Source organism: Streptomyces actuosus, from assembly GCF_016921115.1.
GTDB lineage: Bacteria > Actinomycetota > Actinomycetes > Streptomycetales > Streptomycetaceae > Streptomyces > Streptomyces actuosus_A.
The window spans coordinates 1-16,091 of sequence record NZ_JAFFZS010000009.1 but is presented as its reverse complement, the minus strand read 5'-3'; the positions used below and the strand labels follow the sequence as shown (position 1 = coordinate 16,091).

The following is a 16,091-nucleotide window of genomic DNA, read 5'->3' as shown; positions in this document are numbered from 1 at the left end:
ACATGGCTACCGGCAACCCCGAGGGCAAGAAGACGCCGCCGGACGAGCAGCGCCTGGGACCGGTCCTCCGGCGGCGCGGCCAGGTGACGGCGAGCACCACGGACCAGCGGCTGCTGGACGCGGGCGGCCCGTCGGACTGGGTCCACACCGATCCCTGGCGGGTGCTGCGCATCCAGTCGGAGTTCATCGAGGGCTTCGGCACGCTCGCCGAACTGCCCGCGGCGATCAGCGTGTTCGGCTCCGCGCGCACACCCGCCGACACCCCGGAGTACGACGCCGGGGTGCGGCTCGGCCGCGGGCTGGTGCAGGCGGGCTTCGCCGTCATCACGGGCGGCGGACCGGGCGCCATGGAGGCGGCGAACAAGGGCGCGTCCGAGGCGGGCGGCATCTCGGTGGGCCTCGGCATCGAGCTGCCCTTCGAGCAGGGGCTGAACCCCTACGTCGACATCGGCCTGAACTTCCGCTACTTCTTCGTGCGGAAGATGATGTTCGTCAAGTACGCGCAGGGGTTCGTCGTCCTGCCCGGCGGACTCGGCACCCTCGACGAACTCTTCGAGGCCCTCACCCTCGTCCAGACCCAGAAGGTCACCCGCTTCCCCATCGTCCTCTTCGGTAGCGCCTACTGGGGCGGCCTGATCGACTGGCTCACGAACACGCTGGTGGCCCAGGGGAAGGCCACGGAGAAGGACCTGCTGCTCTTCCACGTCACGGACGACGTGGAGGAGGCCCTGGCCCTGGTGTCCAAGGAGGCGGGCCGCTGAACCGGCCCCACGGCCGACGGAACGCGCCCCCGCACGCCTGCGTCCCCTGATTCTGATTCCCGCGACGCCGTGACCTCCGTCGTCCACCCGCTCGTCCGACCGGTCCGGACGGCTGAGGAGCCGGCCCCCTCGCCGACGGGGCGGGGCACGGCCCGGACCCCACCGGGCCCGCCCCGGACCCCGGGGGCCTCCCGGGCGCCCGTCGGCGTCAGGCCAGGCCCCGCCGCGCCACCGCGGGCGGGCGGTGTCCCGCGATCGACGCCACCATGTCCAGGACCTGCCGCGTCTCCGCCACCTCGTGGACGCGGTACACCTGCGCCCCGAGCCACGCCGACACCGCCGTCGTCGCCAGTGTGCCCAGCACCCGCTCCTTGACCGGCTTGTCCAGCGTCTCGCCGACGAAGTCCTTGTTGGACAGCGACACCAGCACCGGCCAGCCGGTGTCGACCATCTCGCCGAGCCGGCGCGTCGCCTCCAGGCTGTGCCGCGTGTTCTTGCCGAAATCGTGCCCGGGGTCGATCAGCACCGACTCCCGCGGTACGCCCAGCGCCACCGCGCGCTCCGCCAGACCCACCGTCACCCGCAGGATGTCGGCCATGACGTCGTCGTACTCCACCCGGTGCGGGCGGGTGCGCGGCTCGGCGCCGCCGGCGTGCGTGCACACCAGACCCACCCCGCGGCGCGCGGCGACCTCCGCCAGCCGCGGGTCCACCCCGCCCCACGCGTCGTTCAGGAGATCCGCGCCCGCCTCGCAGACCGCCTCCCCGACCTCGGCCCGCCAGGTGTCCACGCTGATGACCACGTCGGGGAACCGGCGCCGCACCTCCGCCACGAAGCCGACGGTGCGCCGCGCCTCCTCCTCGGCGGTCACCTCCTCGCCCGGACCGGCCTTCACCCCGCCGATGTCGATGATCGCCGCGCCCTCGGCCACCGCCTGCTCCACCCGGGCCAGCGCGGGCTCGTCGCGGAAGGTGGCCCCACCGTCGTAGAAGGAGTCCGGGGTCCGGTTCACGATCGCCATGATCACCGGCTCGTGCGCGCCGAATTCACGCCTGCCCAGCCTGAGCATCCCCTGTGACCTCTCCCAGTCCGTCCCGGTCTTCCACCGCCTGCGACCCTAGCCGCCTGCGCCGCATGGCACGATCGGACCCTGACACACTCCGGACGCCGAGCACACCAACCGTGGGGATGCAGCGATGGTTATGTTCCTGTTCCTGGTCGTCGCGCTCGCCGTCGTGGCCGCCGCGGTGATGCTCGCCGTGGTCGGCGGCGGCGAGGGCACAGGTCCGCTGCCCGAGGCGGCACCCGAGCGGCTGCACGACCCGCTGCCCCCCGACCGGCCCGTCGACCGCGCGGACATCGACCACCTCCGCTTCCCGCTCGCCGTCCGCGGCTACCGCATGGCCGACGTCGACGACGCCCTGGACCGCGTCGCCGCCGAACTCGCCGAGCGCGACGCCCGCATCGCCGACCTGGAGTCCGCGCTGGCGGGCGCCCGGACCGCCGCCGCGCAGCAGCCCCCGCAGGACGAACGGCGGGAGGACCAGCAGTGAGCGACGGCACCGCCCTCGCCGGCCCGGACGGCGTCCTGCGCTGCCCGTGGGCCCTGTCCACGCCGGACTACGTCGCGTACCACGACGAGGAGTGGGGCCGCCCGGTCCACGGCGACGACGCCCTGTTCGAGCGCCTGTCCCTGGAGGCGTTCCAGTCCGGGCTGTCGTGGATCACCATCCTGCGCCGCCGCCCCGGCTTCCGCGCCGCCTTCGCCGGCTTCGAGATCGCCGCGGTCGCCGAGTTCGCCGACGTCGACCGCGAGCGGCTGCTCGCCGACGCCGGGATCATCCGCAACCGCGCCAAGATCGACGCCACGCTCGCCAACGCGCGGGTGCTCGCCGCCTGGGAGCCGGGGGAACTGGACCGGCTGATCTGGTCCCACGCCCCCGACCCGGCCGCCCGCCCGGTCCCGCGGTCCCTCGCCGACGTGCCCGCGGTCACCGCCGAGTCGACGGCCCTGTCCAAGGCCCTGAAACAGCGGGGCCTGCGCTTCGTCGGCCCGACGACGGCGTACGCCCTGATGCAGGCCTGCGGGCTGGTCGACGACCACCTCGGCACCTGCGTCGCACGCCGCCGCCCCTGAGACCGGCGCCGATCACCTCACCGGCCGAGGTACTTCGGCTTCTCCTTGTTCACGAAGGCCTGCACGGCGATGGCGTGGTCCTCGGAGGAGCCCGCGCGGGTCTGGAGCTCGTCCTCCTTCTCCAGGGTCTCCGCCAGGGAGTGGGTCAGCCCGTAGGCCATGGCCTCCTTCAGCGCCGCGTACGCCACCGTCGGCCCCTCCGCCAGCGCACGGGCCACCGCCTCGGCCTCCGTCCGCAGGTCGGCGGCCGGCACCACGCGGTTGGCGATACCCAGCTCGAACGCCTCCTGCGCGGTGATGCTGCGCGGGAAGAGCAGCAGGTCGGCGGCGCGGCCGGGGCCGATGACCCGCGGCAGCGTCCAGGAGATGCCCGAGTCGGCGGTCAGGGCCACGCCCGCGAAGGACGTGTTGAAACCGGCCGTGTCCGCCACGATCCGGTGGTCGGCCGCGAGCGCGAACCCGAAGCCCGCGCCCGCCGCGACCCCGTTCACCGCCGCGACCACCGGCTTCGGCGCCTCGGTGAGCGCCCGCACGATGGGGTTGTAGTGCTCGCGGACGGTGCTCATCGTCTGCCTCGAACCGGTCTCCCGGTCGGCCACCAGCAGCCCGATGTGCTCCTTGAGGTCCTGGCCCACGCAGAACGCCCGGTCGCCTGCCGCGGTCAGCAGCACCGCCCGGACGGCGTCGTCGCCCGCCGCTGACTCGGCCGCGTCCCGGAGGGCGACCTTGGTCGCGACGTTCAGCGCGTTCATCGCCTCGGGGCGGTTCAGCGTGATGGTCGCGAGCCCGTCGTTCACCTCGTAGAGCACGGTGTCGGCCATGGTGTTCCCTCCGGTGTCGAGCAGCGGCGTACCGGACGGTACGCCGTGGGTACGAAGGACAGCATGGCGGAGATCGGGGACGGCGGGCCGGGTCGGTCGTGTGACCTGCGTCAAAGGGCGAAAAAGCGACGCGGCGGCGCAGTATCGCAGCCACATCGCCGAATTGGGTGGTTTTGCTCGCGCGCGTTGCCCAAGCGATGCCGACCGATGTTGGTCATCGGGTCCTGAGATGCGGGATAATGGCTTGGAAGCAATGTGTTCGATGCCGGTGTCGCGTGTCCGGGGTTCTTCTGCACCCGGGACAGCGCGTGCCCTTCAGGGGCCGTCGGCTGTGGCGATGAGCTGGTTTCAGGAAGGGGAACGAGCATGGCGGCCATGAAGCCGCGGACGGGCGATGGCCCGCTCGAGGTGACCAAGGAGGGGCGGGGCATCGTCATGCGCGTTCCGCTCGAAGGCGGCGGTCGACTCGTCGTCGAGCTGACCCCTGACGAGGCCGATGCCCTCGGCGACGCCCTCAAGAAGGTCGTCGGCTGACGCGCGAGCGACCAGACCCTTTCAACCCTTTCAGTCGCCCCGGTACCGCATGCGGTACCGGGGCGACTGTTTCGGTGAGCCCTGCAGAGAGGGCCTCCTGGAGGCACGTTCCCGCAGGCAATGCTCGCCGCCGTTCCCTTCCACGGGGCGTTCCCGCCGGCCCTGTCCGCTGCCGCGCCCGTCCACCGGTCGTTCCCGCCGGCCCGCCGCTCGTGTCCACCGCTCGGGGAGCCGAGGCGTCCCCCTCCGGCGGAGCCGAGCCGTCCGTTCTTCGCGGGGCCGGGCCGTCCGACTGTCTGCGTGCGCAGGTGTGCGCGTGCGGCCGGAGCGTGTGGGCGGCCGGGCCGTACGACTTCCGTGGGGCCGGACTCTCGGTCCTCCGTGGGGCCGGGGCGTCGGTTCTTCGTGGGGCCGGACTCTCGGTCCTCCGTGGGGCCGGGGCGTCGGTTCTTCGTGGGGCCGGACTCTCGGTCCTCTGTGGGGCCGGGCTGTACGACTTCCGTGGGGCCGGACTCTCGGTCCTCCGTGGGGCCGGGGCGTCGGTTCTTCGTGGGGCCGGACTCTCGGTCCTCCGTGGGGCCGGGCTGTACGACTTCCGTGGGGCCGGACTCTCGGTCCTCCGTGGGGCCGGGGCGTCGGTTCTTGGTGAGGCCGGACCTTCGGTCCTCCGTGGGGTCCGGGCCGGCAGCGCTTTCGAGGGCCGGATCGTCCGTCTCCGGCGGGGTCGGGCGTGCCCGTGGGGTCCGACCCCGCTGCCCGCCGCCTGTGGCGGGGCCGGGGAGGGGGCCGTGCCGTCGTTCGCGGGGTGGGGTCGTCAGCGCTTGACCGCGCACAGGAGGCCGTCGCCGACCGGCAGCAGCGACGGGACCAGATCCTGGCTCTCGCGTACCGCCCGCAGCAGCTCCCGGATGCGTATGACCTCGGTCGGCTGCGGTCCGGAGTCCACCGTGCGGCCGGCGGCGAAGACCCCTTCGAAGACGACGAGGCCGCCCGTGCGCAGCAGACGCAACGATTCGGCTAGATAGTCCAGCAGCTCCAGACGGTCGCCGTCGCAGAAGACGAGGTCGTATCCGGCGTCGGCCAGCCGGGGCAGCACGTCCAGGGCGCGGCCGGGGATGAACCGGGCCCGATTGCTGGCGAAACCCGCGGCGCGGAAGGCCTGCCGGGCGAACTGCTGGTGCTCCGGCTCGGGGTCCACGGTGGTCAGTACGCCGTCCGGACGCATCCCGTGCAGCAGGTGGATCCCGGAGACGCCGCAACCGGTGCCGATCTCCGCGACGGCCTTCGCGTCCACGGTGGCGGCGAGCAACCCCAGTGCGGCGCCCGTGCCGGGCGTCACCGAGCGCAGCCCTGCCTCGCGGGCCCGGTCGCGGGCCCAGCGCAGCGCTTCGTCCTCGGCGACATAGGCGTCGGCGAACGCCCAGCTCGTCTGCCGGTTGCCGGTAATGGCCCTCTCCTGTCCCCATGGTTGCTTCGGCGTGACTGTATCCGTTGGCGCCGGGAACCCGCAGATGGGACCAGGCGTTTAGAGGGGTGGTGGCAAGGACGGGGGGACACGGTTGGATCACGAAAAGGGGCGAGGCGCCGAGCAAGTGCTGACGCAGCCGTATGAGGCGTATCAGCCCAGATCAAATTCTCGTGAAACCGCTTATCCGGTCCTAACGGGCGAGGTGGCTATGGTAGGGGCTCCACTGGACACCACCAGAGCTGACAGGGGAGGTGCGGCTGCGCCCGGAGACCGGGGGCGAGCGCTGCGGCGCTTTCTCGGGTCGGCGGGCAGGCCGACATCCGTGAACGACACCGCTGACCACGGCCACGCCGCCGCCCACGACCGGACCGCGACCTTCTCCACCGACGCGGACGGCCCGGCGTGGACTCCGCCCACCTGGGAGGAGATCGTCAGCACGCACAGTGGCCGGGTGTACCGGCTCGCCTACCGCCTCACCGGCAACCAGCACGACGCCGAAGACCTCACCCAGGAGGTCTTCGTCCGCGTCTTCCGCTCCCTGTCCACCTACAGTCCGGGCACGTTCGAGGGCTGGCTGCACCGCATCACCACCAACCTGTTCCTCGACATGGTCCGCCGCAAGCAGCGCATCCGCTTCGACGCCCTCGGCGAGGACGCGGCGGAGCGGCTGGCGAGCAAGGAGCCGACGCCCCAGCAGCTCTTCCACGACGCCCACTTCGACGCCGACGTGCAGCAGGCCCTGGACACCCTCGCGCCCGAGTTCCGTGCCGCGGTCGTCCTGTGCGACATCGAGGGGCTGTCGTACGAGGAGATCGCCGCGACGCTCGGCGTGAAGCTCGGCACGGTCCGCTCCCGCATCCACCGCGGTCGCTCGCAGCTGCGCAAGGCCCTGGCCCACCGTTCGCCCCAGGCCCGCGAGCGCCGCTCGCTGATGGCCCCGGTGCCGGCGCTGGGGGGAGGGGGCGCGACCGCGTGAGTGGATCACGTCCTGACCCGGCAGAGCAGCACCTGGGAGACCGACTCTCCGCCCTCGTGGACGGCGAGCTCGGTCATGACGCGCGCGAGCGCGTACTGGCGCACGTGGCCACCTGCCCGAAGTGCAAGGCGGAGGTGGACGCCCAGCGTCGGCTGAAGAACGTCTTCGCGGAGATGGCCCCGCCGCCTCCGTCCGAGAGCTTCCTGGCCCGCCTCCAGGGACTGCCCGCGGGAGGTGGTCCTGACGACGGCGACACGCCGCTGGGCGGCGGCGGGCTGGCCGGCTCCGCCTTCGGTAGACGCCCCCCGGGGGCCGTGGTCCCCGGGCCGTTCGGGACGAGGGGTGACGGCCGGTCCCCCTTCGACTTCGACCTCGCCTCCGCCGGGCCGCCCGGTTCCGTCCTCCCGCCCGTGTCCGGTGACCGCGGATTCCGCGTGCACCCCGTCGGCCGGGGCGAGGGCGACCGCCCGTCCTCCCGCGGACTCAGGTTCGCCTTCGCCGCCGCGGGAGCGGTGTCGCTCGCCGCGCTCGCGCTCGGCGGCGTGACCTCCGGCGCCCCGGCCGACGCCGACGCGCGCGGCACCGGCAGCAGTGTCCTCCCGGCCCGCCCCCAGGGCACCGGGTCGGCCACGGCACCCGAGAGCCAGCGCCGCCGGGTCGGCCCCCTGCTCAACCAGACCGGTCAGGGCCGTGGCCTCGGGCAGGCGCCGGCGGCGTCCACCGCGGTGTCCGCGCCGCTGCTGCCCGGCATCCCCCCGCCCGTGGGACGGCAGGACGTCGTACCGACGCTCACGACCCCGGTGATGGTGGGTGCCGCCGCCATGTCCCCGCTCATACGCCCGCTGGAGGTGAACGCGCCGATCCCCCTGGCCGACCGGACCGGGGCGCCGGACGTCGCCACGCCCCGTCTGCTCGCCGCGCCTCAGCCCTCCTCGACGGCGTCGTCGTCCGCCGCCTCCCCCCGCTGACCGGCCCTGCGCGGGGGGCCGCGAACCTGGTTGAATCCCCGGGTGAGCCGCGCCCCCGTCACGCAGTCGGGCGCGGCACGGACGATCCGCGGCCGGCGCCGACGCCGCCGTGCCGCGGCCAGCTGTGGGGAGAGCATGAACGAGGGGAAGCCCACGCAGGACCCGCCGACCGGCACCGGGTACACCGAGTCGGCCCCGGAACCGGCGACGGCGGGCGGCCGGGCCGAGGGCGACTACGCCCTGGAGCGCCCCACGGGCGCCGACGGCCGATCCGTCGACGGAACGGACGGGGACTTCCTGCTGGAGGGCCCGTCCGGCGCTGACGGGCCCGCGGGCGGGGAACCGGTCGCCGCCGCCGCACCCGCGCAGGCGGCCTCCGAGGTGGTCTCCGAGGCGTCCGCCGAGCGTTCCGTGCCCCTGCACGACCCCGACCCCTACAACACCCCGCCCTACGGTGAGCCGGGCCCCTGGGCGCCCGCCCCGCCCGTGCAGCACCCCGCGGCGACCCCGGCCCACGGCACACCGCTGCCCGTACCCCCGGCGCACGAGTCCCTCCCGCCCGCGGCACCGGGCCCCGGCCCGGTCGTCCCCGCGGGTCCGGTCGTCTCCGGTCCGGTCGTCCCCGCGGGCCCCCTCCCCGGCCCTGCCGCGTCCGCGGGGCAGCCGTTCGGCCCCGACGCCTCCGTGGGGCAGCCCCCCGTCCCCGGCACCCCGGCAGGAGCGGCCCCGGCCTCCCCGGCGGCGGCAGCCTCCACGGCGCCCGGGGCGTCGCCCTCGACCGAGCACGCCCCCGGCGCCCCGACGGACCCCTGGCGCCGCTACGACCCGTGGGCGGTCGCGCGGAGCGCGCCGCTGCAGCACAACGGGGCCGGCGCCGAGAACGAGCAGCGCCGACGCCGGCGCCGGCGCGGGGGAGTCGTGGGCGCGGCGCTCGCGCTCGCGCTGGTGTCCGGCCTCGTCGGCGGGGCCGTGGGGGTGTACCTGGAGCGCAACGGCGGCGTGGGCGGCATCGAGCTGCCGCAGGCCGGGAAGGAACCCGCCGGGCGGGCCCCGGACAGTGTGGCGGGCATCGCCGCACGGGCCCTGCCCAGCGTGGTGACCCTGCACGTCAGCGGCTCCGAGTCGGCGGGCACCGGCACCGGATTCGTGCTCGACACCCGGGGCCACATCCTCACCAACAACCACGTCGTCGAACCGGCCGGTGGCGACGGCGTCATAACCGTCGTCTTCAACGGCGGGCAGACCGCCGACGCCGAGGTCGTCGGCCGCGACGCCGGCTACGACCTCGCCGTCGTCAAGGTCACCGGCGTCAAGGGCCTGCGGCCGCTGCCGCTCGGCAACTCCGACAACGTCCGGGTCGGGGACCCCGTCGTGGCCATCGGCGCCCCCTTCGACCTGGAGGGCACCGTCACCTCCGGCATCATCAGCGCCAGGGAACGGCCCATCACGGCGGGCGGCGAAAAGGGCGACGGCAGCGACGTGTCCTACGTCGACGCGCTGCAGACCGACGCGCCCATCAACCCCGGCAACTCCGGCGGCCCCCTCCTCGACTCCCGGGCCCGTGTCATCGGCATCAACTCCGCCATCCGCTCCGCCGACGGCGGTTCCGACAGCGACGGCGGGCAGGCCGGTTCCATCGGGCTCGGCTTCGCCATCCCCATCAACCAGGGCAAGCGCGTCGCAGAGGAACTGATCGACACCGGCAGGGCCACGCACCCCGTCATCGGCATCACCCTCGACCTGGACTACAGCGGTGACGGCGCCCGCGTCGACGACCGGGGGAGCAACGGCGGGCCCGCCGTCAGTACCGGCGGCCCCGGGGACCGGGCGGGCATCGAGCCGGGCGACGTCATCACGTCCGTCGACGGCCAGCGCGTCCACTCGGGTGAGGAACTCATCGTCAAGACCCGCGCCCACCGCCCCGGCGACCGCCTGGAGCTCACCCTGGAACGCGGCGGCCGGCAGCGAAAGGTCTCCCTGACGCTCGGATCGTCCGGCGGCGGCTGACGGGCCCGCCGCGGACCGACGAGAACGCCGCCGGCGGGCCTCCCGCCCGGCCGCCGCCCTGCACCCGCCCGGCCCTCGGCAAAAAACGCGGAAAACCGTCCGGCCACGCCCACGCCCACACCTCGGGACGGTACCGGGTGCACCGATACGACAGGTACCGTGGATGCGGCCGAGGACATCCAAGGAGCTTCAGGTGTTCAATGACATAGGACCGCTCGAGGTGGTCACGCTCGTTGTCCTCGCCGTGCTCGTCTTCGGTCCGGACAAGCTTCCGAAGGTCATCCAGGACGTGACCCGCACGATCCGGAAGATCCGCGAGTTCTCCGAGAGTGCCAAGCAGGACATCCGCAGCGAGCTGGGCCCGGAGTTCAAGGACTTCGAGTTCGAGGACCTCAACCCCAAGACCTTCATCCGCAAGCAGCTGGACAACGAAGAGCTGGGGCTGAAGGAGATCCGCAACGGCTTCGACCTGAAGAAGGAGATGGCCGAGGTCACGGATGCCGTCCACAGCCGCGAAGCGGAGGCACCGGCGTCCGCCGCCGGCCCTTCGGCCGGGCGCGTCGACATGACCAAGAAGCCCGAGGCCCCCGCCAAGGACGATCGCCCCCCGTTCGACGCGGACGCCACCTGAGCCGGGACCGCGCAGCAGTCGTGGACCGGGGCGCACCCCCCGCCCCACGTGACGTGTTTCATACCTTCCGGCAGCCTCGCACGGCCTGAACGCGCCGCCCGGACGCCCCGCGCGCCGGGCGGTTTCCGTGCTGCCCGGAGCAGGGTCGATATGCTGCCGAGTTGTTGTGCGGACCGGAGGAGTACGCCCGATGGGGGGCGGGCCGCGCCGGTCCGACGAGAGCGAGGAGGCGTCCGGGCACATGGAGACGACGAGTGGGGCTGTCGCGCAGGCGCCGGACGCGGAGGGCGGACAACAGGTCCCCTCCGCCCGGCGCACGGTCGACGGCTACCTGAGAGCGCCCTTCCCGTGGTACGGCCTCGACGAGGCGTTCACGGGGCCGCGCTGGCTGATGCAGGTCGGTACGGCGGCCGACGGGGCCGTCGAGCACGGGTCCATCGGGCACGGCGACGAACCCTCCGTACGCACCGAGGCGACGGCGGAGGAGCGGGAGCGGTTCGCGGTCGTGGTGACCGTCGCGGCGAACCCGTCCCGGCGCAGCGCCGACGGCACGGGGCTGCTGGAGGCCACGACGGTCTCCTCGGCGGCGTGGCTCGCCGGGGTGGGGCTGCTGTCCTTCACCTGGCCGGGCCAGATGGACCACAGTCTGCGGGACGACTGGCTGGAGCAGCAGACGGAGACGGCGTGGGCGCTGGCCGACGACCTCGACGGCTCGGACTGGTCGATGCTGTCCCTGCCGGTGGACGGCGTGCCGACGCCGTTCCACTACCGCGAGTCCGAGTTCGGCTGGGTGCTCGCCGGGGCGACCCGGCAGGGCGTGCTCATCGGCGCCTATGGCAGAGGCATGAGCGCTTACGGCCTGGGCTTCGCCCAGATCAAGGACATCGCGGCCTACGCATGACACCGGGGGCGCCGATCGGTCGCGGCGCCCCTTTCCCGTACCGGCCGAGGCCCTGGCCCGGCTGCGGGCCGGGCGACACCCCGGGCGGCATCCCGGGCGCCGGGGCCCGGCGCCCGCAGGGGCGCGCCGCCCCGGAACGACGCGGACCGGAACCCGTCCGTCCCGACCGGGGTACGGCGGGGCCGAGCGCTCCGCGCCGGACGCACCGCGACACGGCATCCGTCGCCCGCGGTGCCGTCGTGGCAGGTCGCCCGGTTCCCCGCGCCGCTTCGAGGCGCCGCCGAACCGCAGGGACCGGGCCCGTCCTGATCAGAACTTGTTCTTCGGGGTGATCCCCAGGGACAGGCCCGACAGGCCCCGCTGCCGTCCGCCCAGCTTGCCCGCGATCGCCCGCAGGGCGGATCCCGCGGGCGAGTCCGGGTCCGTCAGCACGACCGGCTTGCCCTCGTCACCGCCCTCGCGCAGGCGGACGTCGATCGGGATGGAGCCGAGGACCGGCACCGACGCGCCCGTGGTGCGCGTCAGGCCGTCGGCGACGACCTGGCCGCCACCGGTGCCGAAGACGTCGACCATCTCACCGCAGTGCGGGCAGGGCAGGCCGGACATGTTCTCGACGACGCCGACGATCTTCTGGTGGGTCTGCACGGCGATGGAGCCCGCCCGCTCGGCGACCTCCGCGGCGGCCTGCTGCGGGGTCGTCACGACCAGGATCTCGGCGTTGGGGACCAGCTGCGCCACGGAGATGGCGATGTCGCCGGTGCCGGGCGGGAGGTCCAGCAGAAGCACGTCGAGGTCGCCCCAGTAGACGTCCGCCAGGAACTGCTGGAGGGCACGGTGGAGCATCGGGCCGCGCCAGACGACCGGGGCGTTGCCCGGGGTGAACATGCCGATGGAGATGACCTTCACACCGTTCGCCGACGGCGGCATGATCATGTTCTCGACCTGGGTGGGACGGCCGTCCGCGCCGAGCATGCGCGGCACGCTGTGGCCGTAGATGTCGGCGTCGACGACGCCGACCTTCAGGCCGTCGGCCGCCATGGCCGCGGCCAGGTTCACCGTCACCGACGACTTGCCGACGCCGCCCTTGCCGGACGCGACCGCGTAGACGCGGGTGAGACTGCCCGGCTTGGCGAAGGGGACCTCGCGCTCGGTCTGGCCGCCGCGCAGCGCCGCCGCCAGCTCCTTGCGCTGCTCGTCGCTCATCACGTCGAGCGTGACGTCCACGCGGGTGACGCCCTCGACCCGGGAGACCGCGTCAGTGACGCGCTGGGTGATCGTGTCGCGCATGGGGCAGCCGGAGACCGTCAGGTACACGGTGACCGCGACCGCTCCGTCCTCGCCGATCTCCACCGATTTGACCATCCCGAGCTCGGTGATGGGTCGGTTGATCTCGGGGTCGTTCACCGTCGCCAGTGCCTCGCGCACCGCGTCTTCGCTAGCCATAGGGTCGATGGTACGGCTCGGTAGCCGTGCCCCGGAAAGCCCGTCAGCGGTCTTCTGCGTCACGTCCCGGCGACCGTTCTGCCGGGACTGTGTGGAATCCGTCCGGCTCGTGGTGGCCGTTGTGCCGCCCTTCCAGGTCTCTCAGCAGGTCCTGGAGCTCGGAGCGGATCCAGTCCCGGGTGGCGACCTCGCCGAGCCCGATGCGCAGGGCGGCGATCTCCCGGGTGAGGTACTCGGTGTCGGCGATGGAGCGTTCGTTCTGCTTGCGGTCCTGTTCGAGGTTGACCCGGTCGCGGTCGTCCTGCCGGTTCTGCGCGAGCAGGATCAGCGGGGCCGCGTACGAGGCCTGGAGGGACAGCATCAGCGTCAGGAAGATGAACGGGTACTGGTCGAAGCGCAGGTCGCGGGGCGCGGCGATGTTCCACAGCACCCACAGCACGATGGCGACGGTCATCCAGACGATGAACCGTCCCGTGCCGAGGAAGCGGGCGATCTTCTCGGAGAGCCGGCCGAAGGCCTCAGGGTCCCACTCGGGCAGCAGCCGGCGCCGCGGCGACCGCGGCTGGTCGAGCCGGGTGCGGGGCCGGCCGGCGGCGGTGGCCCCGGCCGGGCTCCGTTCCCGCGCGGCCTCCCGGCCGCCGTCGCGCTCAGGTGCCATGCGGCGCCACCCCCTGGCCCTCGTCGAGGTGGAACTCCGTCTCGCGCCAGTCGTCGGGCAGCATGTGGTCCAGCACGTCGTCGACCGTCACCGCGCCCAGCAGGGAGCCCGACTCGTCGACGACGGGCGCCGCGACCATGTCGTACGTGGCGAAGAACCCGGCGACGACCGGCAGCGCGTCGTCCGGGGAGAGGGGCTGCAGGTCCTGGTCGACCAGGGAGGAGACCAGGGTGTAGGGCGGGTCGCGCAGCAGGCGCTGGAAGTGGACCGTGCCCAGGTACTTGCCGGTCGGCGTCTCGTCGGGCGGCCGGCACACGTAGACCTGCGCGGCGAGCGCGGGGGACAGGTCGGCGTTGCGGACCCGGGCGAGCGCGTCGGCGACGGTGGAGTCGGGGCGCAGCACGATCGGCTCGGTCGTCATCAGGCCGCCCGCGGTGTGCTCCTCGTACGACATCAGGCGCCGCATGTCGGCCGCGTCGGCCGGCTGCATCAGGCTCAGCAGCCGCTCCTGCTCGTCCTCGGGCAGCTCGCTGAGCAGGTCGGCGGCGTCGTCGGGGTCCATCGCCTCCAGGACGTCCGCGGCGCGCTCCTCCTTCAGCTTGCCGAGGATCTCGATCTGGTCGTCCTCCGGGAGCTCCTCCAGCACGTCGGCGAGGCGGTCGTCGTCGAGGGCGGCGGCGACCTCGGCGCGCCGCTTGGCGGACAGATGGTGCAGGACGTTGGCGAGGTCGGCGGGGCGCAGCTGCTCGAAGGTGGCGAGGAGGCTCTCGGCGCCCTGCCCCTGCTCCTCCAGCGAGAAGCCGGTCACCTGGGACCACTCGACGGTGATCGTCTCCCCCTTGCTGCGCCTGAGCGGTCCGGACTTCCTCCCCTTGCGGACGAAGATCCGGTCGATCTCCCAGTCGCGGCGGGCGGGCAGCTGCTGCACCGACAGGTCCAGGACGGTGACCTCCTCGCCCGTTTCCTCCAGCGTGACGCGCCGGTCGAGCAGCTCGCCGAAGACGAGACGCTCGGTGGGCCGCTGCTCGAAGCGGCGGACGTTGAGCACGCCGGTGGTGATGACCTGGCCGGACTCGATGCCGGTGACCCGGGTCATCGGCAGGAAGATGCGGCGGCGCGTGGACAGTTCGACGACCAGGCCGAGCAGCCGCGGCGGGCGCCGCCTCACACGGAGCATGACGACCAGGTCGCGCACGCGGCCCACCTGGTCGCCGTTGGGATCGAAGACGGCGACGCCGGAGAGGTGCGAGACGAAGATCCGCGGGGCACCGGCTGCCATGGTGGTCGTTCCTTTTCGTGCGGAGGGCTTCCTGCTGCGTCGCGTTCCTGGTGTGCCATTTCTCGATTGCCCGCCGTGTCGGGCTTCAGGCTAGCCCGTCCCGATCGGGTCCGCCCTGGTGAGGGGTCCGGACGTGCTGACTCCGTATCGGCCGGGCGGCACCGGTACGCTGCCGTACGCCGCCGTGGACCCCACCCGAAAGGCAGCTGCGCCTGTGACCGTGATTTCCCTGGGCCGTATCCGTCGGGCTGCGCTGGCCGGCGCACTGTGCGCCCTGGTCGCCGCGGGAGCGACGGGATGCGGAGGGGACCCGGACGCGGGCACCAACGGGGTCGGGAAGTTGACGGCGGGGCAGATCCAGAGCAGGACCAGGCAGGCCGCGGCCTCCGGCACCGCCGTGCACCTGTCGGGCACCGTGGCCGCCGGCGCGCACACCTACGAGCTCGACATGCGCCTCACGTCCGGAGGCGGCTCCGGCTCGGTCACCTCGGACGGGGAGTCCTTCCAGTTGCTGCGGGTCGGCGAGCACCTGTACCTGAAGGCAGGCGCGGACTTCTGGACCCACGAGGACGGCAAGGGCGGCAGCGCGGACTCCGCCGCCGCCGACAAGCTGGAGGGCAAGTACGTCAAGGTGCCCCGGTCCGACCCGGCGTACCAGCGGTTCAGCGGGTTCACCGACAAGGACGTCCTCCTCGACGGTCTGCTGACCCTGCACGGCACCCTCGCCACCGACGGCCACCACGAGCAGTCCGGCGTCCGCACCATCCGCATCACCGGCGACCAGGGCTCCGGGGGCACCCTCGACGTCTCCCTGGAGGGCCGGCCCTACCCGCTGCGCCTGGTCCGCGGGAGTGGGGCCGGGACGCTGGTCTTCTCCGACTGGGGCAAGGACTTCACCATCGAGCAGCCGGCTCCGGACGACACCGTGGACTACGGCAAGCAGCTGCCGAACGCCTGACCTGCGGCCCCTGCCCGGCCACTTCGACGCCGGGCTCCGCACGCCGGAGCGCCGCCGGGCTCGCGCGGGGTGATCCGTCGGGTCCCGGCGCCGGCCGGACCGGGTCGGGCGGCGGGGCGTGTCGCGACGGCGGGCGTGTCGCGACGACGGGCGGGTCGCGACGGCGGGCGGGTCGCGACGGCGGCGCCGTCCGCAGGCCGGGCGGACACCCGACGTCGCAAGGAGCGAGGAGCTGCGAGGAGCCGCGAGGAGCAAGCTAGTGCCGCACCAGGCAACGTTCGCCCCGTCGCGACGCCCGGCACCCACTCTCGCTGCACCGGACGAAAGCCCGAGTACATCCCGGTACGAGGGCTTCCGGCCGGCACACCGAGAGCACGCACCGGACGCCGCTCCTTGACGGGCGAACGTTGCCTGCCGCGGCACTAGTAGTGCTTGGTCAGGTTGGTGTGTGGGTGGGTATGTCGCGGTGGCAGGTGGGGCAGGCGCCGGTCCAGGTCGCGAGGAGTGTCTGCAGCTCGCGGACGACGTGGTAGAGGCTCAGGCCGGCGC

16 protein-coding genes are annotated in these 16,091 nt (G+C 73.4%); 10 read left to right on the top strand and 6 right to left on the bottom strand.

Features of this window, described 5'->3' with window-relative positions; genetic code table 11:
• Positions 1-2: 2 nt before the first annotated feature.
• On the top strand, positions 3-761 hold the full coding sequence (locus tag JS756_RS13890; RefSeq protein WP_205383398.1) for an LOG family protein: 759 nt from the start codon (positions 3-5) through the stop codon (positions 759-761).
• Between the two features lie 208 nt (positions 762-969).
• Here the strand turns inward: JS756_RS13890 and folP are convergent, their stop codons facing one another.
• Positions 970-1,830 carry a dihydropteroate synthase gene (gene folP / locus JS756_RS13885; protein ID WP_205383397.1) on the bottom strand — a complete coding sequence of 287 codons (861 nt, stop codon included), beginning with the start codon at positions 1,828-1,830 and terminating at the stop codon, positions 970-972.
• Between the two features lie 127 nt (positions 1,831-1,957).
• On the opposite strand from folP, the gene JS756_RS13880 reads away from it, so the two are divergent.
• A complete protein-coding gene (locus JS756_RS13880) occupies positions 1,958-2,314 on the top strand; it encodes a DivIVA domain-containing protein (RefSeq protein ID WP_205383396.1) in 357 nt (118 codons plus the stop codon).
• Complete coding sequence (locus JS756_RS13875; RefSeq protein WP_205383395.1) at positions 2,311-2,898, top strand: DNA-3-methyladenine glycosylase I; 588 nt, start codon at positions 2,311-2,313, stop codon at positions 2,896-2,898. Before JS756_RS13880 ends, JS756_RS13875 begins: the two co-directional genes overlap by 4 nt.
• 17 nt (positions 2,899-2,915) lie before the next feature.
• Here JS756_RS13875 and chcB read toward each other — a convergent pair whose 3' ends face one another.
• Positions 2,916-3,719 (bottom strand): 2-cyclohexenylcarbonyl CoA isomerase, encoded by an 804-nt coding sequence (gene chcB / locus JS756_RS13870; RefSeq protein ID WP_205383394.1) that lies wholly within the window; start codon positions 3,717-3,719, stop codon positions 2,916-2,918.
• 366 nt (positions 3,720-4,085) lie between these two features.
• Between chcB and JS756_RS13865 the strand changes: the two genes are divergently transcribed.
• A complete protein-coding gene (locus JS756_RS13865; protein WP_003966491.1) occupies positions 4,086-4,253 on the top strand; it encodes a DUF3117 domain-containing protein in 168 nt (55 codons plus the stop codon).
• A gap of 814 nt (positions 4,254-5,067) precedes the next feature.
• On the opposite strand, the gene JS756_RS13860 is transcribed toward JS756_RS13865, so the two are convergent.
• The gene (locus tag JS756_RS13860; RefSeq protein ID WP_307790652.1) at positions 5,068-5,766 is read right to left on the bottom strand and encodes an O-methyltransferase; all 699 of its coding nucleotides are present in this window, start codon (positions 5,764-5,766) and stop codon (positions 5,068-5,070) included.
• Between the two features lie 163 nt (positions 5,767-5,929).
• Here JS756_RS13860 and sigE point away from each other — a divergent pair, with 163 nt between their 5' ends.
• The 5 genes from sigE (at position 5,930) to JS756_RS13835 (ending at position 11,204) form a co-directional block, all read left to right on the top strand.
• Entirely contained in the window at positions 5,930-6,697 is a 768-nt protein-coding gene (gene sigE / locus JS756_RS13855; RefSeq protein ID WP_205383393.1) for an RNA polymerase sigma factor SigE, read from the top strand.
• Complete coding sequence (locus JS756_RS13850) at positions 6,694-7,665, top strand: anti-sigma factor family protein (protein WP_205383392.1); 972 nt, start codon at positions 6,694-6,696, stop codon at positions 7,663-7,665. The genes sigE and JS756_RS13850 overlap by 4 nt, the downstream gene beginning before the upstream one ends.
• A gap of 135 nt (positions 7,666-7,800) precedes the next feature.
• Complete coding sequence (locus JS756_RS13845) at positions 7,801-9,672, top strand: trypsin-like peptidase domain-containing protein (RefSeq protein ID WP_205383391.1); 1,872 nt, start codon at positions 7,801-7,803, stop codon at positions 9,670-9,672.
• 193 nt (positions 9,673-9,865) lie between these two features.
• Positions 9,866-10,303 (top strand): sec-independent translocase, encoded by a 438-nt coding sequence (locus JS756_RS13840; RefSeq protein ID WP_205383390.1) that lies wholly within the window; start codon positions 9,866-9,868, stop codon positions 10,301-10,303.
• A 190-nt stretch (positions 10,304-10,493) separates the two neighbouring features.
• Positions 10,494-11,204, top strand: a complete 711-nt coding sequence (locus JS756_RS13835; RefSeq protein WP_205383389.1) for a hypothetical protein — start codon at positions 10,494-10,496, stop codon at positions 11,202-11,204.
• 309 nt (positions 11,205-11,513) lie between these two features.
• On the opposite strand, the gene JS756_RS13830 is transcribed toward JS756_RS13835, so the two are convergent.
• The 3 genes from JS756_RS13830 to JS756_RS13820 are packed head-to-tail and all read right to left on the bottom strand — an operon-like array spanning position 11,514 to position 14,584.
• Positions 11,514-12,647 (bottom strand): Mrp/NBP35 family ATP-binding protein, encoded by a 1,134-nt coding sequence (locus JS756_RS13830; RefSeq protein ID WP_205383388.1) that lies wholly within the window; start codon positions 12,645-12,647, stop codon positions 11,514-11,516.
• A 43-nt stretch (positions 12,648-12,690) separates the two neighbouring features.
• Entirely contained in the window at positions 12,691-13,305 is a 615-nt protein-coding gene (locus JS756_RS13825) for a DUF1003 domain-containing protein (protein ID WP_205383387.1), read from the bottom strand.
• The gene (locus JS756_RS13820; protein WP_205383386.1) at positions 13,295-14,584 is read right to left on the bottom strand and encodes a magnesium transporter MgtE N-terminal domain-containing protein; all 1,290 of its coding nucleotides are present in this window, start codon (positions 14,582-14,584) and stop codon (positions 13,295-13,297) included. Before JS756_RS13820 ends, JS756_RS13825 begins: the two co-directional genes overlap by 11 nt.
• 214 nt (positions 14,585-14,798) lie before the next feature.
• On the opposite strand from JS756_RS13820, the gene JS756_RS13815 reads away from it, so the two are divergent.
• Positions 14,799-15,542, top strand: coding sequence for a hypothetical protein (locus JS756_RS13815; RefSeq protein ID WP_205383385.1), 744 nt, complete (start codon positions 14,799-14,801; stop codon positions 15,540-15,542).
• Positions 15,543-16,091 lie beyond the last annotated feature (549 nt).